This window comes from Pyxidicoccus xibeiensis (assembly GCF_024198175.1).
Lineage (GTDB): Bacteria > Myxococcota > Myxococcia > Myxococcales > Myxococcaceae > Myxococcus > Myxococcus xibeiensis.
On the sequence record NZ_JAJVKV010000012.1, the window covers coordinates 38,160 to 62,753 of the forward strand.

20 protein-coding genes are annotated in these 24,594 nt (G+C 69.8%); 11 read left to right on the forward strand and 9 right to left on the reverse strand.

Annotated elements, in window-relative coordinates; all coding sequences use genetic code 11:
* Positions 1–8: 8 nt before the first annotated feature.
* Both LXT23_RS37055 and LXT23_RS37060 read right to left on the reverse strand, forming a co-directional pair.
* Complete coding sequence (locus LXT23_RS37055; protein ID WP_253985149.1) at positions 9–1,679, reverse strand: LVIVD repeat-containing protein; 1,671 nt, start codon at positions 1,677–1,679, stop codon at positions 9–11.
* Between the two features lie 107 nt (positions 1,680–1,786).
* Entirely contained in the window at positions 1,787–2,740 is a 954-nt protein-coding gene (locus tag LXT23_RS37060; RefSeq protein ID WP_253985150.1) for an MBL fold metallo-hydrolase, read from the reverse strand.
* Positions 2,741–2,827: 87 nt separating this feature from the next.
* On the opposite strand from LXT23_RS37060, the gene LXT23_RS37065 reads away from it, so the two are divergent.
* Together LXT23_RS37065 and LXT23_RS37070 are read left to right on the forward strand one after the other, a co-directional pair.
* On the forward strand, positions 2,828–3,709 hold the full coding sequence (locus LXT23_RS37065; RefSeq protein WP_253985151.1) for a LysR family transcriptional regulator: 882 nt from the start codon (positions 2,828–2,830) through the stop codon (positions 3,707–3,709).
* 45 nt (positions 3,710–3,754) lie between these two features.
* A complete protein-coding gene (locus LXT23_RS37070) occupies positions 3,755–4,576 on the forward strand; it encodes an SDR family oxidoreductase (RefSeq protein ID WP_253985152.1) in 822 nt (273 codons plus the stop codon).
* Between the two features lie 355 nt (positions 4,577–4,931).
* On the opposite strand, the gene LXT23_RS37075 is transcribed toward LXT23_RS37070, so the two are convergent.
* Together LXT23_RS37075 and LXT23_RS37080 are read right to left on the reverse strand one after the other, a co-directional pair.
* The gene (locus tag LXT23_RS37075) at positions 4,932–6,119 is read right to left on the reverse strand and encodes a hypothetical protein (RefSeq protein ID WP_253985153.1); all 1,188 of its coding nucleotides are present in this window, start codon (positions 6,117–6,119) and stop codon (positions 4,932–4,934) included.
* Positions 6,120–6,121: 2 nt separating this feature from the next.
* Positions 6,122–8,875 (reverse strand): TonB-dependent receptor domain-containing protein, encoded by a 2,754-nt coding sequence (locus LXT23_RS37080; RefSeq protein ID WP_253985154.1) that lies wholly within the window; start codon positions 8,873–8,875, stop codon positions 6,122–6,124.
* A 363-nt stretch (positions 8,876–9,238) separates the two neighbouring features.
* Here LXT23_RS37080 and mltA point away from each other — a divergent pair, with 363 nt between their 5' ends.
* Complete coding sequence (gene mltA / locus LXT23_RS37085; RefSeq protein ID WP_253985155.1) at positions 9,239–10,435, forward strand: murein transglycosylase A; 1,197 nt, start codon at positions 9,239–9,241, stop codon at positions 10,433–10,435.
* 22 nt (positions 10,436–10,457) lie between these two features.
* Here mltA and LXT23_RS37090 read toward each other — a convergent pair whose 3' ends face one another.
* From LXT23_RS37090 to LXT23_RS37100, 3 genes are all read right to left on the reverse strand, one after another.
* Positions 10,458–10,937: an HAD family hydrolase gene (locus tag LXT23_RS37090; protein ID WP_253985156.1), complete on the reverse strand. Its 480-nt coding sequence runs from the start codon at positions 10,935–10,937 to the stop codon at positions 10,458–10,460.
* Between the two features lie 22 nt (positions 10,938–10,959).
* Complete coding sequence (locus tag LXT23_RS37095; RefSeq protein WP_253985157.1) at positions 10,960–11,523, reverse strand: hypothetical protein; 564 nt, start codon at positions 11,521–11,523, stop codon at positions 10,960–10,962.
* Positions 11,524–11,793: 270 nt separating this feature from the next.
* Complete coding sequence (locus LXT23_RS37100; RefSeq protein ID WP_253985158.1) at positions 11,794–12,243, reverse strand: OsmC family protein; 450 nt, start codon at positions 12,241–12,243, stop codon at positions 11,794–11,796.
* A gap of 257 nt (positions 12,244–12,500) precedes the next feature.
* Here LXT23_RS37100 and LXT23_RS37105 point away from each other — a divergent pair, with 257 nt between their 5' ends.
* The 4 genes from LXT23_RS37105 (at position 12,501) to LXT23_RS37120 (ending at position 16,786) form a co-directional block, all read left to right on the forward strand.
* The gene (locus LXT23_RS37105) at positions 12,501–13,595 is read left to right on the forward strand and encodes a 2-oxoglutarate and iron-dependent oxygenase domain-containing protein (protein ID WP_253985159.1); all 1,095 of its coding nucleotides are present in this window, start codon (positions 12,501–12,503) and stop codon (positions 13,593–13,595) included.
* Between the two features lie 45 nt (positions 13,596–13,640).
* Positions 13,641–13,970, forward strand: a complete 330-nt coding sequence (locus tag LXT23_RS37110; RefSeq protein ID WP_253985160.1) for a DUF2845 domain-containing protein — start codon at positions 13,641–13,643, stop codon at positions 13,968–13,970.
* A gap of 135 nt (positions 13,971–14,105) precedes the next feature.
* Positions 14,106–14,930 carry a hypothetical protein gene (locus LXT23_RS37115; protein ID WP_253985161.1) on the forward strand — a complete coding sequence of 275 codons (825 nt, stop codon included), beginning with the start codon at positions 14,106–14,108 and terminating at the stop codon, positions 14,928–14,930.
* On the forward strand, positions 14,927–16,786 hold the full coding sequence (locus LXT23_RS37120; RefSeq protein WP_253985162.1) for a PQQ-binding-like beta-propeller repeat protein: 1,860 nt from the start codon (positions 14,927–14,929) through the stop codon (positions 16,784–16,786). The genes LXT23_RS37115 and LXT23_RS37120 overlap by 4 nt, the downstream gene beginning before the upstream one ends.
* A 68-nt stretch (positions 16,787–16,854) precedes the next feature.
* On the opposite strand, the gene LXT23_RS37125 is transcribed toward LXT23_RS37120, so the two are convergent.
* A complete protein-coding gene (locus tag LXT23_RS37125) occupies positions 16,855–17,124 on the reverse strand; it encodes a GlsB/YeaQ/YmgE family stress response membrane protein (RefSeq protein ID WP_253985163.1) in 270 nt (89 codons plus the stop codon).
* Positions 17,125–17,261: 137 nt separating this feature from the next.
* Positions 17,262–18,833: a beta-lactamase family protein gene (locus tag LXT23_RS37130; protein WP_253985164.1), complete on the reverse strand. Its 1,572-nt coding sequence runs from the start codon at positions 18,831–18,833 to the stop codon at positions 17,262–17,264.
* 134 nt (positions 18,834–18,967) lie between these two features.
* Here LXT23_RS37130 and LXT23_RS37135 point away from each other — a divergent pair, with 134 nt between their 5' ends.
* The 4 genes from LXT23_RS37135 (at position 18,968) to LXT23_RS37150 (ending at position 24,593) form a co-directional block, all read left to right on the forward strand.
* Complete coding sequence (locus LXT23_RS37135) at positions 18,968–20,413, forward strand: glycoside hydrolase family 43 protein (RefSeq protein WP_253985165.1); 1,446 nt, start codon at positions 18,968–18,970, stop codon at positions 20,411–20,413.
* 170 nt (positions 20,414–20,583) lie between these two features.
* Positions 20,584–21,546, forward strand: a complete 963-nt coding sequence (locus LXT23_RS37140; RefSeq protein ID WP_253985166.1) for a ferritin-like domain-containing protein — start codon at positions 20,584–20,586, stop codon at positions 21,544–21,546.
* Positions 21,547–22,161: 615 nt separating this feature from the next.
* A complete protein-coding gene (locus LXT23_RS37145; protein WP_253985167.1) occupies positions 22,162–23,565 on the forward strand; it encodes a hypothetical protein in 1,404 nt (467 codons plus the stop codon).
* A gap of 389 nt (positions 23,566–23,954) precedes the next feature.
* Positions 23,955–24,593 carry a hypothetical protein gene (locus LXT23_RS37150; RefSeq protein ID WP_253985168.1) on the forward strand — a complete coding sequence of 213 codons (639 nt, stop codon included), beginning with the start codon at positions 23,955–23,957 and terminating at the stop codon, positions 24,591–24,593.
* Position 24,594 lies beyond the last annotated feature (1 nt).

Here is a 24,594-nt window from a genome sequence, read left to right on the forward strand (position 1 = left end):
CCACGCGACTACAAGGCGTTGAAGATGAGCAACCCGCGTGACGTGTCCACGACGTACACGTACCCATCTCCGGGCACGCGGATGCCGACGGCGCCCTCGTACATGTCATCGCTGCGCTCCGGGTCCGTCTCGCGGAAGGTGTTGTAGTGCGCCACCTGTCGCGGCTGCGTGGGGTTGGACACGTCCAGCACGCGCACGCCCTCCTGGTACCAGGCCACGTACAGGCGCTGTCCCACGAGCAGCATGTTGTGGATGGACAGGGCGGGGGCGGACCTGAGCTGGAACTCGCCAATCTTCACGATGTGGGCCGGGTCCGTGACGTCCAGGATGCGCAGGTGGGAGCCGGGGCCCTCGGAGCCCTCGAAGGCGATGGTGCGGCCGGCGAACGTCCCCACCGCGCTGTGGTGGCTGTAGCCGTTCGCATACGGGTACGTGCCCAGCAGCTTCACGTCCTCGAGGTTGGCGACGTCGAGGACGAAGTAACCGCCGGTGGTGTGATTCAGGTAGAGGCGGTCTCCGTGGGCGAAGGCATCGTGCGGCACGTCGCCGAGCATGCCGGCCGGGAAGTGGATGCGCTGGCGCAGGACGGGCTCCAGCGGGTTGGAGACGTCGAAGACGAGCGTCTCGCCGGTGGGCGCGAAGGACATGCCGTAGAGCCGGTCACCCTCCACCAGCACGGTGTGGACATCGAGCGGCGCCCCGCCAGGCAGGCTGCGCAGGAGGACCGGGTCGGCGGGGTTGGAGATGTCGAAGACGACGACGCCCGAGTCCGCGCTGGCGACGTACAGGGCATTCCCCTTGGCCCAGACGCCATTCCAGTAGTTGTCGCCGGGAAGGCTGATGACCTTCTTGAGGACGGGCTTGCTCCGGTCCTTCACGTCGAAGACGGACAGGCCTCCGTCCTTGCCGGGGCGGTTGTAGAAGTTGATGGAGACGACATAGGCATGCTCCCTGGCGACGTAGACGTCCACGGGCAGGCCCTGCGCCACGTAGGACTCGGAGACGCGCTGGAGTCCACCGGAGGACTCGGGCTCACGGCCTTCCCACGTCAGGCGGAGCGCCTCGAAGGTGGCGCTCGTGCGGACCCGCCCGTTGGCGCAGATGGCGAGGCAGCCGGTGAAGCGGCCCGGCTCGGGTGACTCGCAGCCGGCGAGGGCGTAGCGGTTGACCGAGCCGTTCGGCCGCTGGAGCGTCATCCCGAGGAACAGGCTCTGCGCGTCCTGCTGCTTCGAGCCGACGGGCATGCCGTTGAGGGTGGTGGTGCCGCCGTCGGAGCGGAGCTGGGTGTACATGTGCGACGTGACGCCCCCGGTGCCGCCGTCCTCCAGGGGCACCTCCTGGCGCAGCCGGACCTGGTAGATGCCGTCGCCCGGCACGGAGCCCAGCGAGGCGAGGTTGCACGCGGACAGGTCGAACTGGGAGGGCTCGGCGCAGGTGGCGGGCGTCGTTCCCACCGGGGGCAGGAAGGCGCACGGCGCCAGCACGCCAGGGTCCTCCGCGTTGTCCCCGCGCTCCTCGAGCACGGTGTAGCCGCCGTCCCAGGGAAGTGTCCCTGCGTCCTCGGGAGGCGGCGTCCCGGCGTCTGGAGTGGGGCGGGGGGGGGCATCACAGCCGGAGAGGGTGGCCAGCAGCAGGACACACGGCAGCAGCACCCGGGCGGAGCGGCGGAGGGACGTCATCGAGGGCCTCACGAGCGAGTCCGCCGCCCGTGCCAGCACGGGCGGCTTGATGCTTCAACGTCACGAGACTCCGAAATCCCTCACCACCCCCCGAAGAAACTCCGACCTCAGTGCTGATGCCCGACGCGCACGTCGACGTTGGGGTGCGCCGCGGCGAAGGCCCGGAGCTTCTTGAAGCTCTCCACGCTGCGCGGCCCGTCGGCCGTGAAGGTGCCGGGCTCCACGTCATGCTCCCAGCCCCAGCGCGTGTGGCTCGCGTCGCCCAGCAGCAGCACGGGCCCCTTCGTCGAGCGCACCAGGTACGCCGTGCTCCCAGGCGTGTGCCCCGGCACCCAGAGCGCCCACACCGAGCCGTCGCCGAAGATGTCCACCGCGCCCTCGAAGAGGCCGGCCGCCTCGTGTGAGTACGTCCACTCGGACAGGGCCGGCTTGCCCTTCAGCGCGCGGTCGGCGCTGCCCTGCCCGGCGGCGTTCAGGAGCATGCGCGCCGAGGCCTCCCCGGGGCCGGTGTACACGGGCGTGCCCCCGGGCACGTCGGCCATGCCGGTGATGTGGTCCAGGTGCAGGTGCGTGAGGAACACGCCCGCCAGGGGCCGAGGCTGCTTCGCCAGCCACTCGCCGAGCGGTGCCAGCACCTTCAGCTTCTCCATCTGCATGGCGCTCCGGACCAGCCCGCTCATCGCCGACTGCTCGGGCGCGTCTCGCAGGGCCTTCTCCACGCCCGTGTCGACGATGAAGAGCCCCTTCTCCGGATGGCGGATGGCGTGGAAGAAGACCTGGATGGGCTCGTCCTCGTTCTTCAGGCCCGCGGCCTTCGCGGTGGGGTGGTCCAGGTTGATGAGGCCGCCGCGCTCCACCGCCCAGTCCGCCGAGACGACGGTCTCCAGCTCCACCGGGCCCGGCTGGTCCAGCACCGCCAGCAGGTCCGCCGCCGGGCGGGCCACACCGAGCGAGGACTTCCGGGCCTCGTGGGAGGTGGTGGCAAAGCCGACGACACCGGCGACCGCGAGGGTGCCGCCGAGGGCGGCGACGATGGAGAGGGCAATCAGCCTGGCGCGCATGGAGGACTCCGTGACTTCGAGACAGGCGAAAGGTACCGATGTCAGAATGGATGGGAAACGGCGAATCCGTCATGGGGTCATGCATTCATGGATATCTCCTGGGATGACGCGCGGCTGTTCCTGGCCATCGCGGAGACGGGCAGCATCAGCGGGGCGGCGCGGGCGCTGCGCATCGGCCAGCCCACGGTGAGCCGCAGGCTGGCGGCGCTGGAGTACGCGGTGGGCGCCGCCCTGTTCCGCCGGAGTGTCGACGGCGCGGCGCTGACGGCGGCCGGCGAGCGGCTGGTGCTCCCGGCAAAGAAGATGGCCGAGTGGGCGGGCGAGCTGCATCGCGCGGCGGAGAAGACGGACAACTCGCCCCGGGGCCTGGTGCGCGTGACGGGCAGCCCCTTCGCGAGCTTCGACTTCCTGGCGCCCTTCGCGGGCCATGTCTCCCAGAAGCACCCGGGCCTGCGCCTGGAGGTCCTGTCGGCCATCCAGTACCTCGACCTGGCGCGCGGTGAGGCGGACCTCGCGCTGCGCTTCAAGCCCCCGACGAACGCGGACCTGAAGCTCGTCTACACGCTGGAGGTGCAGAACGCCGTCTTCGTGTCGAAGTCCCTCAAGGCGAAGCTGCCGCGAAAGCCGACGCTCCAGCAGATACCGTGGGTGGCCTGGGCGCCGCCCTTCGAGTCGGTGCCGCCCAATCCCCAGCTGGAGTCGATGATTCCCGGCTTCGCCCCCGTCTTCACCGCGGACAACTACCTCGTCATGGTGGCCGCGGTGGAGGCGGGCGTGGGCGCGCTGGTGCAGGGGGACATCCCGCACCGCTTCCGCCGGGAGCGGGGGCTGGTGCGGCTGGACCTCGACCTGGGGCCGTTCGCGACGGGGAAGGTGCACCTGGTGTGCGCGAAGTCGGCGCTCGACATCCCCCGGGTGCGGAAGGTGTCGGAGCTGCTGGTGGACGAGCTGGAGCGGTCGAAGCGGTGAGGGCGGGGCTGGACCGGATGCCGCCACGGCGATAGGACAGCCACCATGTCCACGCTCAAGGGAAAGACGCTCTTCATCACCGGCGCGAGCCGGGGTATCGGCAAGGCCATCGCGCTGCGTGCGGCGCGGGACGGCGCGAACATCATCATCGCCGCCAAGACGACCGAGCCCCACCCGAAGCTGCCCGGCACCATCTACACGGCCGCGGAGGAAATCGAGAAGGCGGGAGGCAAGGCGCTGCCCTGCGTCGTCGACATCCGCGACGAGAACCAGATTGCCGCCGCGGTGGCGAAGGCGGTGGAGACGTTCGGCGGCATCGACATCCTGGTGAACAACGCGAGCGCCATCAGCCTGACGGGCACGCTCGAGACGCCGATGAAGCGCTATGACCTGATGCACGGCATCAACACGCGCGGCACGTTCGCCTGCTCGCAGGCGTGCATCCCGTACCTCAAGAAGGCCAGCAACCCACACATCCTCAACAACTCGCCGCCGCTCAACATGGAGGCCCGCTGGTTCGCGCCCCACGTGGCGTACACCATGGCCAAGTTCGGCATGAGCATGTGCGTGCTCGGCATGGCGGAGGAGCTGAAGGACGACGGCATCGCCGTCAACGCCATCTGGCCGCGCACCGTCATCGCCACGGCGGCCGTGCAGAACCTGCTGGGCGGCGACGAGACGATTCGCGGCTGCCGCACGCCGGAAATCATGGCCGACGCGGCCTACGCCATCCTCACCAAGCCGAGCCGCGAGTTCACCGGCAACTTCTGCATCGACGAGGACGTCCTCCGCTCCGTGGGCGTGAAGGACTTCGACAAGTACCAGATGGTCCCCGGGGCGGACCTGCTCCCCGACTACTTCATCTGAGCGCCGTCCCTCGCGGGCGTCCCGCCTGTCCCGGGCGCCCGCACAAAGCCAGGGCGGTGGGGCCGTTGACGTGCGTGCAGTTGAAGAGCTGGCCCTACCTGGCAGGGGCGATTCCGCCCCCGCCCCCGCGGCCCGGCAAGCAGCCGGGATTCAATGCCAGAATCAGCGCACAAATCCCCAGCGCATTGGCGATTTCACTCATTTCCCATTCCCTTCCACAAACCACGGACATCCCACCCGTCCATCCAGTCGGTGCGGCGGGTGGGTGAGGCGCTCCAGCAAGAGCGCCCTCACCTCCTCAACGTGGCCGGCCCGGAATCTTCCTCATGGGGGCCGACCGCGAGGAGGCATTGCCTCAGGGCGCGGCGAAGACAGACACCTCGCGCAGCGTGGCGAAGTAGCCAGGGCCGGAAGGCGGCTGGCCTTCTCCGGTGGATGCGTATGACAGCCTCAGACGCACCCGGGTCACCATGGGCGCCCCCGGTGGCATCCGCACGTCCACGAAGTGCTGCGCGTTGCCGAGGGTGCTGAAGTCGTTCGTCGCCGGAATCTCGTCACCCCGGGACAGGGGCGCGCTCTGGCCCAGGGGCTGCCACGTGGCGTCGTCCGCGGAGCCCTCTACATGGAGCACCATCTCGGGCGCCGGGTTGTACAGCCCCCGGACGATGACGCGCGCGGGCCGCAGGGGCTGGCGCAGCCGCACGACGAGCTCCTTCGCCAGCGAGTTGCCCGGGCGCGGCAGCACGACGGCGCCCAGCTTGCCGTCGGTGAAGGGGCAGGGCGAGACGACGAGCTTCTCCACCTGGCAATCCGCACCCCGGCTGGCGGGCACCCGGCCCGTGAAGGGCAGCGGCACGGGCGGCGCCTCGTGCATGACGGAGTACCCCGTGTCGATGTCGGGGCCGGGCACCCAGGGACGGAGCCCCTGGGAGCGCGCCTGCACCCGGGCCTGCCCGTCGGTGAAGTCCTCCAGCAGCTCCGGGTAGAGCCAGGGCTCGCCCTCACCCTCGCGGATGAGCCATGCGAGTCCCGTGGCGCCGTGCACCCGCACGAAGACGCGCGGCTCCGGGATGTCGCCAGCAGGCGGCACGGCCTCCCAGGCCAGACGCAGCCCCGCCGCCACTTCCACCAGGCGCACGCGGCTGTCCCAGCGCCGCAGCGGCGGCAGGTGGACGTCCCGCTTGAAGTGGAACTCCATGTAGTCGCCCGCCCCATCCACGCCCGTGGGCAGGTGGAGCTGGAAGGCGGTGACGTCGGACCATGGGGACGAGCGCGGCAGCTCGTCCGCGCCCGTGTCCCGAGCCGCGAGCCGGTGGACGTACCCACCGTCCGCAGCCACCGGCACCTCGCCCCAGGGCTCGTACTCCGAATAGGCGGTGGCGCCCTCTCCGACGGTGCGCGGGCGCATCAGCGTGAGCGGTCCGCCCTGCCAGGGCGAGCCGTCCGCCTCCAGCACGGTGCCCGAGAGGAAGACGGGCTCATCCGGGTCCATCACACAGCCCGTCATGGCCAGGCAGAGGGGTAGCAGTCGTGAGAGTCGCATGGTCAGAAGGTCCCCTTGGCCCCGAGGGTGGGCAGCACCACGGGCAGGCCGAAGCCCGTCTTCTTCAGCCCCTTGGGGAGGCCGGACGACGTTCCATATTCGTAGTCCTGGTAGAGGACCTCGCGGCGCGCGGTGACGTTGAAGACATCCAGGTAGACGTCGAGCAGGAAGTTCTCGAAGACCAGGCTCCTCGACGCGCGCAGGTCGAGCCGGAAGAAGGAGGGCAGCCGGTCCACCGCGTCGCGGCTCACGGGCACCCAGTCCGTCTGGCCCTCGGCGTTGGTACCGGGGCGCATGGTGCGGTAGCCGAACTGGCCGCTCTCCGGGCGCCCGGTGTTGAAGTGCGCCACCGCGCCCACCGTCACGAACTCGAAGCGGTAGCTGAGCGCGGCGTTGGCGGAGTGGGCCTGCTCGAACGTATAGGGTAGGAGGCCCTCCGCGGGCCCGAGCTCCTCGCCATTCGCTCCCAGCCGCGTGTAGCGCTCGAAGCGGCGGCTCTGGTTGTAGCCGTAGGTGACCCAGCCGAACCAGCGCCGCCCGAGCGGCCGGCGCACCATGAGCTCCACGCCGTAGCTGTGGCCATGGCTCTGGATGTCCTCGGCCGCCAGCCCACGCCGGCGCACGTTGCTGATGACGTCCTCGAAGTTGAACTCCAGCGTGCGCGGCAGGGCGTTGTAGTAGCCCTCGGCGGAGACCTCGAGCTCCGGGTGGGGCCGCCACTCCGCGCCCGCCGACACCTGCACGGCGCGCTGCAGGCCGCGCTCCAGCGCGAGCATCTCTCCCGCCGGCACCGGCAGCAGCACGGTGGCGGGTTGGTGGTAGAGGCCCGCGCCCGTCTTGAGCGTGAGCGTGTCGGTGAGTGCGTGGCGCACGGCGAGCCGCGGCTCCAGCGCGACGGAGGTGTCCAGGCCGAAGCCGTGGTAGCTGTCCAGGCGCAGGCCCGGCACCAGCGTCCATCGCGCGGTGGGCTTGAAGGTGAGCTGCGCGCCCACGCCCGCGAAGGTGGCCAGGATGTCCGGCCGGTCGTAGACATTCCTGCCGTCGCCAGGCCCCTGGGGACGGAACGTTCCCGAGGCCTCCAGGCTCGCGCTCCGGCGCTCGACCTGTCCGAAGAGCTCCACGGTCAGCGCGTTGGACAGCTCACGTGTGTAGCCGGTGCGCAGCGTCACGGCACCTTGAGTCAGCTCATAGCTGCCCGGGTCCCGGCCGCTCTTGTTGAAGTTGAGGCCCAGCCGGTCGTAGCCGAGCGTGAGCCCCACCTCGGCCTCGCCGCCCGCGAAGGGATGGCGGCCCCGCAGGTCCACGCGGTGGAAGAGCAGCCCGATGCCACCATCGTCCTGGACCTTCGGGTCTCGGGCGCTGAGGCCCACCGCGTCCGACGAGCCCAGCACCAGCAGCCGGAGCCCTCCCTCGCCCACGCGCTGCTCCACCCGGGCCTGGTAGTCCCAGTAGTCCGCGTAGATTTTCGGCTCGCCCAGGTCGGTGTACAGCACGGTGCCGTCGGGATTCTTGTAGGTCTCCGGACCGTGGATGGCATTCACCACGCGGGTGACGATGAGCCCGGTGTAGCTGACGCGCGCGGCGGCGGTGACGGTGGTGCCCGTCTCGGGGAAGGGGGCTTCGATGAAGGCGCCGCTGTGGATGAGGTCCACATAGGCGGTGCCGTGCAGCCCCTGCTCACGCGGCCGGCTGATGTGCGCATCCACCGCGCCACCGAGCAGGCTGCCATAACGCGCGGAAGGGACGCCGACCTGGAAGTCCAGCGTGTCGATGAGGTCCGGGTGGACGACCGCGCTTCCCACCAGCAGGTGGTAGAGGAAGGGCACGCGCACGCCGTCCACGTAGAAGGCACTGGCCGCGGGTTGCACGCCGCGCACCACGGGGTAGGAGAGCCCCGAGGCCAGCGCCGTCACACCCGGCATCAGCATGACGACGCGGAAGGGGTCGCCCATGGTGCCGGGGACTTCGCGAAGCTCCTGGTCATGCAGGGTGACGCGAGAGACCTCGGTGCGAGGCCTGTCCGCGCGCACCACCGTCTCGTACGGGTTCACCGAGAGCGGCTCCAGCGCATAGAGCACTTCCAGCCGCTGATGCTCGGCGAGTGTCTCGGTGAGCATCAGCAGCCGGTGGCCGGGCGCGGAGATTTTCAGGGCGGTGCTGCCGGGCGGAAGCTCGAGCTGGAAGAGGCCCTGGGCGTCCGTCTCGGCGGTGGCGTCACCGGCCTGCACGGTGGCGCCGGCAATGGGCTTGCGGGTGCCCTTCTGGCGTACGCGGCCGGTGAGCAGGGCACGCGGCGCCTGGGCGACGGGAGGCTCGAAGCGGTAGGTGAAGGGCAGGCGCACGGCGACGGGGACACCGTCGGAGGTGGCGGGGTGGAAGCGCAGGCGGGTGGCGGCGTGCAGCGCGGCGGCGGCGAGGGCGGCAGGCGCGTCACCGACTAGGCGGGCCTCGGTGACGTCACCGGCCTCGTCCACGGTGAGCTCCAGCTCCACCACCACGGGCTCGGTGAGCTGCAGCCCCTCGGGCAGCCGCGCGAGTGAGTCCTCACGCGGAGTGGGAGGCACCAGCGATGCGGAGTGCGAGGGGGCCGCCTGCGCTCCAGCAGCCGGCGGTTCCTCCTGCTCCGTGGCGAGCGCAAAGGTGGGGACGCCGCCAAGCACGAGCGCGAGGAGGACCGCGCAAGGGCCCCTCAGCGGCGGACAGCCCCGGCGACCCATGGTGACACCCTGCATCTCGGGGGGACGAGACCCGTGCATGTCGCTGCTCCCATGAAACGTTCGGGCAAGCGAGTCCCGCCCCCGGTGCAAGGACCTCGAGGTGGACCCGAATGCCATACGGCATGAACGCTGTTTTCAGGCTGCCTGCTACCGTGGGATGGCGACGGAGTCCAGCGACGACAGGCCTGTCGCTCTCATCCAGCAACTACTTCAGGGGGAGGTGAAAAAGAATGATCAAGAAATCACGCGCTGGCGTCCAACGCGTGTTGCGGTGTGGTGACGCCAATCCCTGGCAGGGTGCGGCACTGAATTCCGTCTGGCTGCGTTCCCGGGAGCCCGGGGCCGTCCCGCCTGGTGGGAGGATTTGGGTGGGCGCGGCACGTGAGGTAGGTACCAGGGCCCATGGACACGTCGCGCCCCCGATTCCTCCTCCTGGCCGCCTGCGCCCTCTTCCTCTCCGCCTGCCCGCGTCCCACCCGCGCTCCGATTACCAAGCCCGAGGACGCGCTGGTCGAGACCTCCGGCACGCCGAAGCTGCGCGACGACGGCGAGCCCGCGGCGCTGCGGGCCGCCATCGCGCAGAGCCTGGTGTGGCTGGGCACGCGGCCTCCGGACCTGCGGTTCGTGTACGGCAAGCGCCAGGTCACCGCCCATGAGCTGCGCACCGCGCTGGAGCGCCTGCACGGGCGCCTGCGTGACGACATGTCCTCCGAGGAGCTGGCGGCGCGGGTGCTCGAGGACTTCGAGCCGATGGAGTCCGCGGGCGGCGAGGACGGCCAGGTGCTCTTCACGGGCTACTACGAGCCCACGCTCGAGGCGAGCCTCACGCGGACGGACGAGTACTCCGTGCCCATCCTCGCGCGGCCGGATGACCTGCTCGAGGTTCCGCTGGAGCAGTTCGCGGAGCGCTTCGCGGCGGAGCGCGTCTTCGGGCGGCTCGACGGGCGGAAGGTGGTGCCGTACTGGACGCGCAGCCAGATTCGCGGCGGAAGGCTGGCGGACCGGGGGCTGGAGCTGGCGTGGGCGAAGGACCCGGTGGCGCTGTTCTTCACGGAGGTGCAGGGCAGCGGCACGCTGCTGCTGCCGGATGGGAGCCGGCGCCGCATCGGCTACGCGGCGTCGAACGGGCGGCCCTACCGGAGCATCGGGACGCTGCTCATCCAGGAGGGCGCCATCCCCAAGGAGCAGATGTCCATGCAGGCCCTGCGCGCGTGGCTGGCGGCCAATCCCTCGCAGCGTGAGCGGGTGTTCGACTTCAACGAGTCCTATGTGTTCTTCCGCTTCCTGGAGGGCGCCTCGGAGGGCTCGCTGGGACGGCCGGTGACACCGGGCCGCTCCATCGCCACGGACGCGCGGCTGTTCCCGAAGGGGGGACTGGCCTTCATCCACACCGAACGTCCCGTGAAGCTGGCGGACGGCACGGTGCAGTGGCAGCCGCTGTCGCGCTTCATGCTCAACCAGGACACGGGCGGCGCCATCCGGGGCGCGGGGCGCGTGGACGTGTACTGGGGTCCGGGGCCCGACGCGGAGCTGGCCGCCGGGATGATGAAGCAGAAGGGCCGGCTCTTCTTCCTCGTGCCCCGGACGCGGCCCCGTTGAGTCGCCGGACCCCGCCTCAGCGCTACGGACGATAGGGGTACCGCGCCAGCACCTTCCCGTCTGGAGAGACGGCATACAGCTCGTACCAGTGGGGGGAAGGCTGGAAGCCGGGAGTCGCCCAGCCGCACCTGTCCACACGTCGCTGGATTTCAACGAAGTACAGGCCCCGTTCCAGCCCGACGGAGACCTCCATGGCCTTGGCGGAGTAGGAGCAGTCGCCCGCGTATTCCTTGGGAAGGCTTGCCAGCAATCGTTGCAGCGCAGCGTGCGCGGCGATGACTGCGGGACCATCCAGGGTTGCCAGCGGGCGAAACTCGGCGGGCCACTCGATGCCCTCGGCAAGAATGGTGGCACTCCGGGGCGTGCCGCCATCCGGCACCGGGGCGCTGGGCCGGGACGGCACCGTGCCTCCATCCGCACCTGCGCGGGCAGGCTGGGAGGGAGCCACGCCACCATCCAGCAGGAGCGTCATGAACAGAAGCAAGTGCGGAAGTCTCATCATGGCCCCAGGCTCCACGGTTCGCCTACCAGCTCAGCTCGGGTGAGCAGCTGGGCAGTTGGGTTCTGGGACCGCGCGTGCCGGACGATTCTCGTGGCTGACAAGTCGCTTGGAAGTCCCATCGTTTGGTGCCCTCGTTCCATTGGAAGACCTCGCCCGCCGGATTCCACTTGTAGAAGCGGGGCTCGCTCCTGTGGCCGGTGGCGAGCCATGCCCACGCGGGAATCAACCGGTTCTGGGCGTCACGCGCCAGTCCACCCTTCGGACTTGCCGCATAGGAGACCATCGTCCACAGCCCTTCTTCCGTCTTTATCGCCGGGAACTGTCCCAGGTCCGGGCTGCTCATGCGGGTTCCGCAGGGATGGTTGTGGGCAAAGCCAATGACAGGCAGGTCCCGGCCGAAGTCCTCATCCTCCACGCCGCCGAAGGGAGGCTGACATGAGGCCTGTTCCTGCAGCAGGTTCCGGAGGGGCCACGACACGCGCCAGTCCTGCGGCGTTCGGTAGAGGGCGACGCAGTATTCCGCGGCGTCCGGGCGGGGAAGCCCCGTGTTCGGGTCGCAGGCATCCGCGGCTCCCGGCAGCGCCATGAGGGCCCTGAGCGTTGGCAGCACCAGGTCGTCCGGGACACTCGCTGTGTCCGCCACCACGGTGGGGATGTCCTCATGCGTCCAGGGACCGGGAGCCACCGCGAGGTCGAATCTCCCCTCCAGGATGGCCACCTCGGTCCGCAGGTAGTAGCGCCGAGGGCCCCCACATCCACGGCCAGCAGGAGCCCTGAGAGGAGCAACGGTCGCGAGGAGGACCTCATCCTTCGCGACTCTAGAAATTCATGTTCCGGAGCACCAGTCCACGGAGGCCTACTCGCTGACCTTCATGGTGATGTTCACCGGGGTGGCGTTGGCGAGGTTGTCGCTGACGGGGCAGCGCGCCTCCACCTCGCTCTTGAGCTTCGCAATCAGGTCGGCGTTGGCGGTGCTCTTGATGACGATGTGGGCCTCCAGCGACTGGTAGCCGGCGCGGACGCTCCGGTCGGTGCCGGCGAACTTCGCCGGGTCCAGCGAGCCGCGCACGGTGATTTCGGTGCCGGAGACGGGGATGCCCAGCTCCTTCGCGATGTAGAACGTCATGTAGTTCAGGCAGCCCGCGTGCGCCGCGAGGATGAAGTCGAGCGGGCTGGGGGCGCCGTTCTGTCCGCCGAGCTCCACGGGCTCGTCCATGAAGATCTTGAAGACATTCGCCTCGGTGGTGCTGCGGGCCATGCTCTCGCCCAGCGTGCGGACCTGCCCCGTGTAGAGCTGCTTCGTCATCGTCGTTGCTCTCCTTGTGACAGGCATACGCGGACGGCGGAGATTCCTGGCTGTGCCACGACGGCGGGTCCGGGCGGACCGGGACGCAGAGCAGGAGAGGGGGCGGGGGCCCGCCCGCTGGATGGAGGAAGAGGTGGGTAGCGGGCTCACTCGGAAACCGGGCAATATCAGGGCCGTCTCCAGGGGACGGAGGGCCTGGGCCCGCCCCGTCCGCGCGCACGTCGGTGCGGCACCGTGAGGAGACCGAGGCATCCGGGATGAGCAGCAGCGACGCGGTGGAGACGAAGGACGGAGTGGTGTTCCTGGACTACGCGAAGCTCGCGGCGGGCGCGGACCTGACTGCCGCCATCGAGCGCGCGTACGGGCACGACGGCATCGGCCTGCTGGTCGTCCGGGGGATTCCGGGACTGGTGGAGCTGCGCAACGGCCTGCTGCCGCTGGGGTTCCGCTTCGCGGCGCTGCCCAACGAGGTGAAGGACCGCTACGTCCACAAGCGGAGCAGCTACTCGTTCGGCTGGAGCCACGGGAAGGAGCTGCTGAAGCCGGGCCAGTTCGATGAGTTCAAGGGCTCGTACTACAACAACCCCCAGTACGACGTGCCGCAGGCGGACGCGGCGCTGGTGGAGAAGTACCCGGAGAACTACCACCCGAACGTGTGGCCGGACGCGGACTTCCCGGAGCTGCGCCCCGCCTTCATGACGCTGGGGCAGCGGATGGTGGACGTGGGCGTGCTGGTCGCCGAGCAGTGTGACAGGTACGTGCGCTCGAAGCTGGGAGACCGGCTGTCTCCGGACGCGGTGCTGGCGAAGACGATTCGCGAGTCGCGCGCGTGCAAGGCGCGGCTCTTGTACTACTTCGCCATCAACGAGGACGCGACGCCGCGCACGCGAGACTCGTGGTGTGGCTGGCACAGCGACCACGGCTCGCTGACGGCGCTCTGCCCGGCGATGTACTTCGAGGCGGAGCCTGGCGCGCCGGAGCCCGCGAGGGCGGACATCCCGCTGCCGGACCCGGAGGCGGGGCTGTACGTGCGCACGCGGGGTGGGGCGGAGAAGAAGGTCCTCATCCCGAAGGACTGCCTGGCGTTCCAGATTGGCGAGAGCTCGCAGATTGTGACGGGCGGGCTGCTGCGGGCGACGCCGCACGCGGTGCAGGCGCTGGCGTACCCGGCGAGCCGGAACATCTCGCGCTCCACCTTCGCGGTGTTCATGCAGCCGGACAACGACGCGCACCTGCGGGCGCCGGAGGGGACGGACGCGAAGGAGCAGCGCGTGGGGGCGTTCCAGCCGGGGATGACCTTCGGCGACTTCGCCCGCGCGACGTTCGCGAAGTTCTACAACCCGTACGCGTGAATATCATCCGGGCGCTTGCGTCGAGGCCCGGACCGAGGAGGTTTCATGCGCGCACTGTGGCTGGCCGTGGCGATGTCGTTGGTGTGGGTTCCCGTGACGGCGCAGGCGGCGTCGCTGCGCTGTGGCACGGCGCTGGTGTCGGACGGGGCGTCGAAGTCGGACGTCCTCGCGAAGTGCGGTGAGCCGCTGGCGAAGGAGACCCGCCGCGAGTCCGAAGAGGTGAAGACGCGGGACGGGGATACCTCCACGAAGCACGTGGTGGAGAAGACCATCGACGAGTGGACGTACAACTTCGGGCCCAACCGCCTGGTGCAGGTGGTGGTGTTCGAGAACGGCAAGCTCGTCGACGTGAAGAGCGCGGGGTACGGGCGGTAGCGGGCGCTGCTGCCCGACGCGACTCTTCCAGCCTCATGCAACAGGGTGGCACTCGTGCCCGAGGCCGCGCTCCGGGTCCTTTCCAATCGTGCGGCATTCGCACCCGGAAACAGGGACAGCTCCTAGGATGCGGGCATGCCTTCCCCCCGCCTCAGAGGAGTCCCCGGGCTGCTGCTCGTGGCTGTGCTGGTGGTGAACGTGCCTGGCAGGGCACTCGCCGCCGATGACTTCGACCGCTACTTCTCCTCCGCTGTGAGCCTCTACGAGAACCTCTCGTACGAGCGGGCCCTGGAGCAGCTCAGCCGCGCGAAGCGGTTCGTCACCACCGTGCAGCAGGACGTCTCGGTGGCCATCTACGAAGGGCTCGTCTTCGCGGACCTCCTCAAGCGTGACGAGGCCCTCGCGGCCTTCCACACCGCCCTCTCCCTGGACCCGGAGGCGAAGCTGCCCGCGCACTCCGCTCCCAAGGTGAAGCGCGACTTCGAGACGGTGCGAGCGCGCGTCCACAAGGAGCTGGCGAAGCGAGGGAAGTCGGCTCCCAAAGGCACCGAGACGGCGGAGCGCGGGACGGTCACCCCCACGGACCGGCCCGAGCGCTCACCCCCGCCCCCCAGCGTCACCGAAGTGACTCCCAGGCAGGTCGAGCCCTTCGTGCCCACGCCGGAGACGCGGTCCCGCTCGCGGGTACCGGTGGTGCCGGCGGCCCTGCTGGGCGCGGGCGTGGTGGCCGCGGGCGTGGGGACCGTGTTCGGCCTGTCCTCGCGCAGTGACGCGCGCTCGGCGGAGAAGGAGAAGGTGCAGCTCACGGCGTCGAAGCAGCTGGAGGAGGCGCGAGGCAGCGCCCGCACGGCGAACATCCTGTTCCTCACCGCGGGTGCTGCCGCGACGGGCGCACTGGTGACGTGGTTGCTGTCCTCGCGCGGCGAAGCGCCGGTAACCACGGCGGAGGTGGCACCATGAAGAGCCTGGTGAAGTGGAGCGCCCTGGCTGTGGCAGTGGTGGTGGCATGCACGGTGCCGGAGCTGGGCGACGAGCCCCGTGAGTGTGCCGACGGGGTGGAGCCTCCGTGTCTGGACGGCTACGTCTGCGTCAATGATTACTGCGTGAAGGCCGATGCGGGGACGTCCGATGCCGGTACGCCCCCGCTGTGGCTGGAGTTGCTGCCCGCCCCCGCGTCTCCGAAAGGCGGAGCCGAATTCCGCTACACGGACCCGGTGGAGCCAGAGGCCCGCCATCTGGACAGGCCCGCGACGGTGCGGATCCGCTCGGACCTGGAGGGCCTGGACGCCGGCACGTTGACCGTCCGGGTGCGTGGGACGGATGGGAGGGACGAGCCCTATGCCCAGTTCCATCCCTGCGACGCGGGGCTCTTCTGTCGGGAAGTGGAGGTCCCACTGTGGAGCCGGCCGCTCGCCGCCTTCCGTGGGACGTTCGTCGTCACCGCGTCCATCCTCGACGCCACGGGCGATGCGGGCACGGCGAGCCTCGACATCCCCGTGACGCGCTGGAAATGGTCCTTCGATGGGGATGCGGGCGTGATTCAGACCAGCCCGGCGATTGGCGCCGGAGGCACCGTCTACTTCGGCACGTCCGGCACGGCCAACAACATCGGCAAGGTGTTCTCGCTCTCTCCGGAGGGCACGGTGCGCTGGTCGCGGGCGGTGGGGCAGGTGACGACCGGTCCGGCCGTGGGCGCCTTCGCCAATGGAGGCGAGCGCGTCTACGTGGGCGTGGACGCCATAAGGGTTCATGGCGCGTACACGAAGGTCCTGATGGCCCTGCCTGGCGACGGAGGAACGCCCAGCTATGGCTGTCCTCGCGATGTGGGTGATTCCTATGCCACGCCCCTGGCCCTCACCACCACCCAGATGTCCACCGACACGACGGCCCTGGAGACGGTGGTCACCCAGGTGGAGTTGCCCAACGCCAGCGGCAAGAACGCGGCCTCGCTGGTGTCCTTCCGACCCGATGACCCGGGGGCGAACCGGTGCCTCTCGCTTCCGTCGACTGCGGACAGCCCTCCGGTATTCGGAGGCATGGTGGTCCATGGAACCAACGTCTACGCCACCGGAGAGCCTGGCATCCTCGGGTTCCGCTTCGCATCCAATGCGTGGCAGTCGATATCGGCCACCCGCTCCAGCAGGGACTGGGAGATGTCGGGTCTTGCGCTGTCCGGGAATGGGGCCCAGGTGGTCAGTGTGGGCGCCAGCTTCGACGCGGGCCAGAGCGCCCTGGTCAGCTCTCTGGCCACCGATGGAGCTACCAGCACGGAGTTCCTGCCGGCCCGGAGCGGGCCTCCCATTCGTGACCTCGTGCTGGGAGGCACCGCGGGAAGCGAAATCGTCTACTTCGGCCATGACGTGGCGGGGGGCGCGCTGACAGCGGTGCGGCTGGCGGACATGACGAAGCTCACGGACGCGCCGGATGCGAGCGTCATCCCGAATGCCCCGGTGCTGGGTGCCTCCGGAATGCTCTACACCGCCAGCGGGCCGCAGGCGCGCGGCGCGGAGGTGGTTGCGTGGAAGGCCTCTTCGCTGGAGCGCCTGTGGAAGAGCGATTCGGTGGCACCGGTCGCCGGCTGGCAGTCCTCCAGAGAGGTCTACTCCTCGCCCTCTCCCGCGCTCGACTGTGCGCGGACGGATGGCGGCGTCGCTCGAGCCGAGCAGCTCGGCACGCTGTACGTCCCGGGGAACAATGGCGTCCTGTATGCCGTCATCGTGGACTCCCGAGGACTGGACACGGACGCCCCCTGGCCCCGGTTCCAGCATGACGCGCGCAACACCGGCAACACGGCCACTCCGCTGACGTGCCCCTGAGCCGCGGCGCGTGACTCACGGAAGTGGCTCAGGCCCGGGGCTCGCCGTAGCGCCCCGGGCCTGTCACGTCAGGCTTTGCGCATCGTGGCGGAGCGCAGGAGTCTGAGCACCAGCAGCAACACCACCGCGCCAATGAAGGCCACGAAGATGGTGCCGGGCAGCCCTCCGAAGGGCGTCCCCGTGCCGAGCGCCCGGAGGATGAAGCCTCCGATGAACGCGCCCACCACGCCCACCACGATGTCGCCGATGACGCCGTAGCCGCCGCCCACCACGGCCGAGGCGAGCCAGCCCGCGATGAGGCCGATGACCGCCCACAACAGAATCGTCTCCAGACCCATGTCATCCCTCCAGCAGGTTCGTTGGAGGGAACATGGGCATGGTGCCCCGCCTGCGCACGCCCTCCTTGCTGCTGGGCATGCGAGCAGGCTCGGGGAACGGTGTCCTACCTCGATGCCGCTGGGCCGGCGCCGTGCGCTCAGGGGCGCGCGCCGAGCTTCTCCAGCATCCGCACTGCGTTGGTGTTCTTCGGGTCCAGCTCGAGCGACTTCTTGTAGTTGAGGATGGCCTCCGGGTTCTTGCCGGCCTTGAGGTACGCCTCGCCCAGGCTGTCATACGCGTTCGCGTCCGCCGGGTAGTGCTTGACGTTCGCCTCGAACACCTTCAACGCATCGGGGACCTTGCCCGCCCAGAGCAGGCTGTAGCCGACCTGGTTGAGGATGCCAGGCGACAGTCCCTCGGCGGGGCCGGCCTTGTGCCGCGCCTCGTACCAGGTGAGGACGGCATCCGCGCCCTTGAGCCGCGCGAGCAGGTCCGCCGTCATCACCAGCGGCTCCTGGAGCTGCTCCTTGAAGGGCTTCCAGCCGTACTCCGCCGTGATGCTGGCGCCCACACGCTCGATGAGCAGGTCCCCGTTTTCGGAGTTGGCCATCAGCGCCATGCCGCTGCCCGAGTCGGCGAACGCCACCAGCAGGGCCCGGAAGCCCTCGTTCGAGCCGCCATGGCCGAACCGGTCCGTGCCGTCCCACACCTGGAAGCCGATGCCGAAGGTCTCGGACTGCTTCGTGAGCATCTGCTTCGCCATGGCCTGGGACACCACGCGCTTCGACGTCCCCGCCTTCGCCTTGGACACCTCGATGGCGATGCGCGCCAGGTCGGAAGGCGTCGTCCACAGGCCGGCGGCCGCCATCTCCGGGTAGACGTGCCAGCGGCCCCCGACGCTCGTCCTGTCGCCGCGCGTGGCCGTGGCCGTCATCGCCGCGAGCGCCGGAGGCAGCGGCTGCTCGTACGAGCTGTGCTTCAGCCCGAGCGGCGCCAGCACCGTCTCCTTCATGATTTGCGGAAACGGCTTCTTCAGCTGGTCCATCATCATCAGCTGGACCACCGTGGTGCCGCCGCCGCTGTAGCGCGTCTTCGTCCCGGGCACGAGGTCCACGCGCACCGGCCCGGTGTTCGCGGGCTTCGCGCCGTCGAGAATCTGCTGCACGGTGGGCCGCGGCGCGTCGACGGGGTAGCCCGGGAAGCCAGACACCGTCAGGCCCGCGCTGTGGCTGAGCAGCCGGCGCAGCGTCACCTTCTGCTCCTTCGTGAAGTCGTTCTCGGGGACCTTCCACGACACCAGCTTGTCGTTGATGTCCGCGTCGAGCGACCACTTCCCCTGCTCCGCGTAGCGCATCGCCGCCAGGGCCGTCACCGGCTTGCTGATGGAGGCGGACTGGAACAGCGTGTCGATGGTGACGGGCTCGGTGCCTCCGGCCTGCTTCACGCCGTACGTCTTGGCCCAGACGAGGGCGTGCTTCTCGAACACGGCCACGCTCAGTCCTGGGACGCCGTACAGCTCCATCCATTGCTGGACGGACAGGTGCCGGGGCTCCTCACCCGGGAGGGTGGCGGGCGCGAGGCCCGCTTCCACGCGGGCCACGCGCGCCGCTTCGGACGGACGGACCAGCCACTCGGTGGTGGGCTTGCGCGTGTCGGCGGCGGTGAGGAAGGCGACGGCCGCGCAGCTCGCGACGGCAACGCCTGCGAGGCGGGGAAGGGTTCGACGCATTTCGGGCTCCAGGGAAAGAGGGCATTACGGCTCATGGACGGCGTGATTGCCAACACCAGGAAAGCGGCTTTCGCTGACTTGTCTGAAAGGTCGTGCTAGTTCGCGCCTCCACCGCATTGCTCGGAGGTCACCTCATGAAGCAGCACTCCCGAAGCCTGGCCCTGGCCGTCGTGAGCGCCGTCTCGGCGTTTGCGTCCGGCTGTGGCCCCGACACCGCGCCCGTGGACGAGGCCGGGTCCCCCGCCGGCTCCGTCAGCGGCGCGCTCGCGTGCAGCACGCGCATCACCTACGGCGACCGGTGGATTCGCCCCTCGGGGCACCCGACGCAGTACGACGTCGCGGCGGACCTGGTGACGTGGGACGGCACCTGCATCAACGAGGGCACCAACTCCTACGCGGTGCTCTCCAACGGCTGGCGGCCGTACTTCACCGGAAACAACGCGTGTGTCATCGCGCTCGACACGGACTGCCCCGGGGCCACCGCGTGCGCGACGCGCATCACCTACGGCGCGGCGTGGCTGCACCCGGCGAGCCACCCGGCGCAGTACGACGATGCCGGCGGGGGCGTGTACTGGGACAGGGCGTGCACGAATGCGTCCCCCAACTCGTACACGGTGCTGTCGAACGGGTGGGCGCCGTACTTCAGCGGCTCGAATGCGTGTGCCATGTCGTTCCGGTACACGGGCTGCGGCGGGCTGTACATCAACCCGGTGGTCCCCGTGGACTGCGCGGACCCGGGCGTCATCCATGACGGGACGCGGTACGTCGCCGCCTGCACGTCCGGTGGCGCGGCCAGCGCGTTCCCGCTGCGCACGTCGACGGACCTGGTGAACTGGACGGGCGCGGGCTTCATCTTCCCGTCCGGGACGCGGCCCGGGTGGGCGACGGGCGACTTCTGGGCGCCGGAAATCCACAAGGTGGGCACGCGCTTCATCGCGTACTACACCGCGCGCCACTCGAGCGGGCGGCTGGCCATTGGCGCGGCCACGTCGGCCAGCGCGCTCGGGCCCTTCACGGACCTGGGCCGGCCGCTCGTGCTCGATGCGGGCATGGGGATGATTGACGCGACGTTCTTCCGGGACACCGCCGGCACGCCGTTCCTCGTGTGGAAGGCGGACGGCAACGCGGTAGGCCAGCCCACGCCCATCTACGGCCAGCAACTGTCGGCGGACGGACTGGCGCTGGTGGGCACGCGCCGCACGCTCATCACCAACAACCTGGGCTGGGAGGGCGGCGTCGTGGAGGCGCCGTGGGTCGTCGCGCGCGGCGGCTACTACTACCTCTTCTATAGCGGCAACGCGTACTACAACAGCACGTACGCGGTGGGCGTGGCCCGCGCCACCAGCCCGCTGGGCCCGTACACGAAGCTCGGCGCGCCCATCCTCACGACGGGTGGCGGCTGGGTGGGGCCGGGGCACAACTCCGTCGTCACCGGGCCTCGTGGCGAGACGTTCATGGTCTACCACGCGTGGAACAGCGCCCACACGGCGCGGGTGATGCTCGTGGACGCCATCACCTGGCCCAACGGCTGGCCCGCGGTGCCCGAGGGCCCGTCGGCGGGCTCTCGGCCCCTGCCGTAGCGGGGCAGGCAGGCGAGGCTCCTCCAGGAGCGCGGGTGGGACGGGGCGCACTTCGCGCCCGTCCCCTCGCCGTGGAGCCGTACTGGAGGCCCTGTCGCCTGGCGGAGCCGGGCATGGCAGAATCGCGTGCGTCTGAGGGCCGGCAGGTCTGTATTCGATTGGGGTGACCCATGGCCATGTCCCGCCGCAAGCTGCGCCGTACCCTGTCCCGTCTGCTGCTCCTTGCTCCTGTCGCCGCTGCGGGGCCCGGCTGCGGCTGGTCCTCGACTTCGGGCTGTGAGGAGAAAGGGGGCATCTCGCATTCGAACATCCCCATCTCCGTCCTGCGACTGAGCGATGGCGGCACGCCCCCAGAGGGCGCCTCTTGCGAGGAGCTGTGCGCGCTGGCGGGTGGGCTCCCCGGTCCGTGTGAGCTCAAGCCCGAGGTCGGCTGGGTGATGTGCCCGGTCCCGAACCTCTGCGAGGGCCGGCGGCCGGAAGGGCTGTGCACGGACGGGGCGGTGGCGGGGCGGGTGCCGCCGCTCGGCGTCCTCTTCGCGAAGATGGCGCACCTGGAGGCCGCGTCGGTGCCCGCCTTCGAGCGACTGGCGGACGAGCTGGCCGCGCACGGTGCGCCCGAGCGGCTGGTGCGGGCGGCGCGGCGCTCAGCGGCGGAGGAGGTGCGCCACGCGCGGGCCATGGAGTCGCTGGCGGTGCGCCACGGCGCGGCGATGCCGGAGATGACGGTGGCGCCGTTCCGCGACCGGTCGCTGGAGGCGCTCGCGCTGGAGAACGCGGTGGAGGGCTGCGTGCGCGAGACGTTCGGCGCACTACTGGCCGCGTGGCAGGCGCGGTGCGCGGAGGATGCGGGGGTGCGCGAGTCCCTGGCGACCATCGCGCCGGACGAGCTGCGCCACGCGGAGCTGTCGTACGCCATCGACGCGTGGGCGATGAGCCGGCTGTCGCCCGAGGCGCGGGCTCGCGTGGAGGCGGCGCGGCGGGAGGCGTGGCTCGCGCTGGAGCGTGACTCCGCGGCGAGCACGCTGCCGGAGGAGGTGGCGCGTCAGGCAGGGCTGCCCTCGTCCGAGGTGGCGCAGCGGCTCGTGCGCGAGCTGGCGCGCTCCATGGCGGCCCGTACGCCCGCGCTGGCGTGAGCGCCGGCCCGCTCCGGAATGAACGCTCCTTCCAGGCGTGAGCGCCGGCCCGCTTCGGAATGAACGCTCCTTCCAGGCGTGAGCGCCGGCCCGCTCCGGAATGAACGCTCCTTCCAGGCGTGAGCGCCGGCCCGCTCCGGAATGAACGCTCCTTCCAGGCGTGAGCGCCCGGTCCGCGCTGGAATGAACGTTCCTTCCGGGCCTGAGCGCCGGCCCGCTCCGGAATGAACGCTCCTTCCAGGCGTGAGCGCCCGGTCCGCGCTGGAATGAACGTTCCTTCCGGGCCTGAGCGCCGGCCCGCTCCGGAATGAACGCTCCTTTCAGGCGTGAGCGCCCGGTCCACGCTGGAATGAACGTTCCTTCCGGGCCTGAGCGCCCGGTCCACGCTGGAGTGGACGTTCCTTCCGGGCGTGGCGCGGCCCGGTCCGGGGGAGCTCGTGCACGGGCCGCGCGCCGCTCGTGCTTGAGGATGGAACGCACCGCGTTCCGGGCGGACGCAGGGGAAGCGGCCTCCGGCGGCTGCGCGCGTCACGCCCCGAGTGACGCGCGGCACCCGCGCTCGCGGCATATGCGTTGCACACCGGGATGGAAGCGCCTTTCCCCCGGAGGTCTCACTTGCTTCGTCGCGCCCTCGTTCCCGGTGGTCTTCTCGTCGCCCTGACGCTGTCCACCTCGGGGGCAGCGCAGTCCGCCACGCCGCCGAGCGGGCGTCAGTTCACGCCGCCCTGGTACAACGTCAGCCCCGAGCCCCAGCCCGACTTCGTGTACCAGCAGTCCGGAGCCATCGGCTTCGACCCGTTCGTCAACGACTTCGCGTGGAACACCTTCATCGCGCTGAACTGGCCGGCGAGTGGCCGCTTCCGCGGTGTGCCGGACCGCTCGAACATCATCGGCGGTGTTGCCGGCAGGGGAGGCGAGGGTGGCGGAGCGGGCATGCCCAACGGCCCCACCGTCTGGGAGACGTACAAGGACACCGACGACATCTACCTCAACCCGCCCACGCGGCCGGCGCCGTTCAACGCCCCGGAGACCATTCCTCCAGCCTGCCAGAACGTGGCGAAGGCGGACCCGCAGGCGGCGAAGCGCACGCTGGTGATGGTGTCGAAGACGTCGGATGTGCTGAGTGATGTCCGCCAGGCCTTCACGCACGCGCCGCTCATCGACCTGAACGGCGAGCTGGTCTGGTACGAGGTGAAGGTCAACGAGACGTACTTCGACTTCGTGGTGGGCAACGGCTACTACGACAGCCGCAAGCAGCCGAAGACGGGCATCAACTTCCCGGCGGGCGCCAACGACGCGAGGGGCCTGGGCGCCATCCGGGTGAAGGCGGCGTGGAAGGTGCTGGGCGACGCGAAGAGCAAGTTCCCGGATGACCCGAAGCGCTTCTACGCGGTGGATGCGCTGGTCTTCGACAAGACCACCGGCAAGTGCACGAAGCGGCAGATGGGGCTGGTGGGGCTGCACATCGTGCAGAAGACGCAGACCTTCCCGCGCTACGTCTGGGCCACGTTCGAGCACGTGGACAACGCGCCCACGCAGGACGAGGTGAGCAACGGGAGCGCGGCGAAGAAGAAGTGGAATTTCTACAACCCGGCCAGCAACGCGGTGCCCAACCAGCCGCCGAAGGAGGGCCAGTGGACGACGCCGGTGCAGGTGGTGCGAGAGGTCCCCATCACCGGCAACCCCGCCAGCGCGAACACCCTGTTCCGGCCGGTGCTGGCGGCGCTGCGCGCGGACAACGTGTGGCAGAACTACCAGCTGGTGGCGGCGCAGTGGGGCGGGCCGAACATGAGTGACGCGCCGACGCAGCCGAAGTTCCTCGCGAACACGACGATGGAGACCTATCTCCAGCCGCCCGTGGAGGACCCTGGCAGCCCGCACGGCTGCATCAACTGCCACAACACGTACGCGACGAGCACGGACGGAGACTTCCAGCTCACCAAGGCCGCGCCGCAGGCAAAGCAGCGCGCGAAGGCCATCGTGCAGCAGTCGATGCGGCTGGAGGCGGCGAAGAAGTAGCGACGCCTCCCGAGCGAAGCCCTGGCCCCGCTCGGCCAGGGCCTGCTCCAGTATGCGCAGCGCCTTGGGCCCCACGCCCGGCGCCCAGGCAATCCCTGAAATCCAAACATAGAAGGACTCGCGTCGAGCCGGGTCTTGGTTTCTTGGATGTCGACAAGATGATTCGCTGAGACATCCGAGTGTCCTCGGGGCGAGGAGGCGCGAATCCGGTCGCATAAACAGATGCGATTGTTAATACGCGCGCTGACTTTCCGCTGAGGCTCCCGCGCCCCGGCTCCGGCCGCAAGCCGCCCTGCCTCGAGGCTCCGCTGAAGCGCTCGTACTCCCTGGTCTTCCCCACGTCCGCCCTGTATTGGTTCTTCGCGGGGCTCGTCCTCATCTACGTGGTGGTGGCAACACTCCTCGCCCCCACCTCGGTGCACCTGCTGCCGCGGGGTATCATCGAGAGCCTGCTCCGGAGCAACCTGGGCTTCTTCATCCTCCTGTTCGGGATTCCCTGCGGCATCTACATCATCGGCTGGTGGGCCGGCGACCTCTTCGCCTGGATGCGCGCTCCGGGTCTGCTGGAGCTGAGCGACGAAGGACTGCGCGTCGGCACCACCCGGCTCGCATGGCGGAACGTGAAGTCCATCGTCGAGAATCACCACTACGACCGGCTCATCCTGCGTCACCGAGGCGGGACGTATTGGCTGCGGCTGGCCCTGTGGAGCGACGCGGAGCACCTGCGCCACGAAGTGATTGGCCACGTCGTCGCGGAGCTGCTGGAGGGCGTGAGCCGTCAGGTCGCCGCGGGCGAGTCGGTGCACTTCGGGCCGTTGATCCTCAGCGACGCGGGGCTGACCCACAAGGGGCGGCTGATGCGCTGGGAAGACATCGAGAGCATCCGCCTCCAGGACGAGGTGGACCAGGCCGTGGCGACGCGCGAGCTGATCATCGTCGCCGAGGGCAAGCCTCGAAAGATTGACGAAGCGAAGGTCGTCAACGCGCCAGTCCTGCTGGCCTATCTGTCAGACCGCCTGGCCGGCTGAC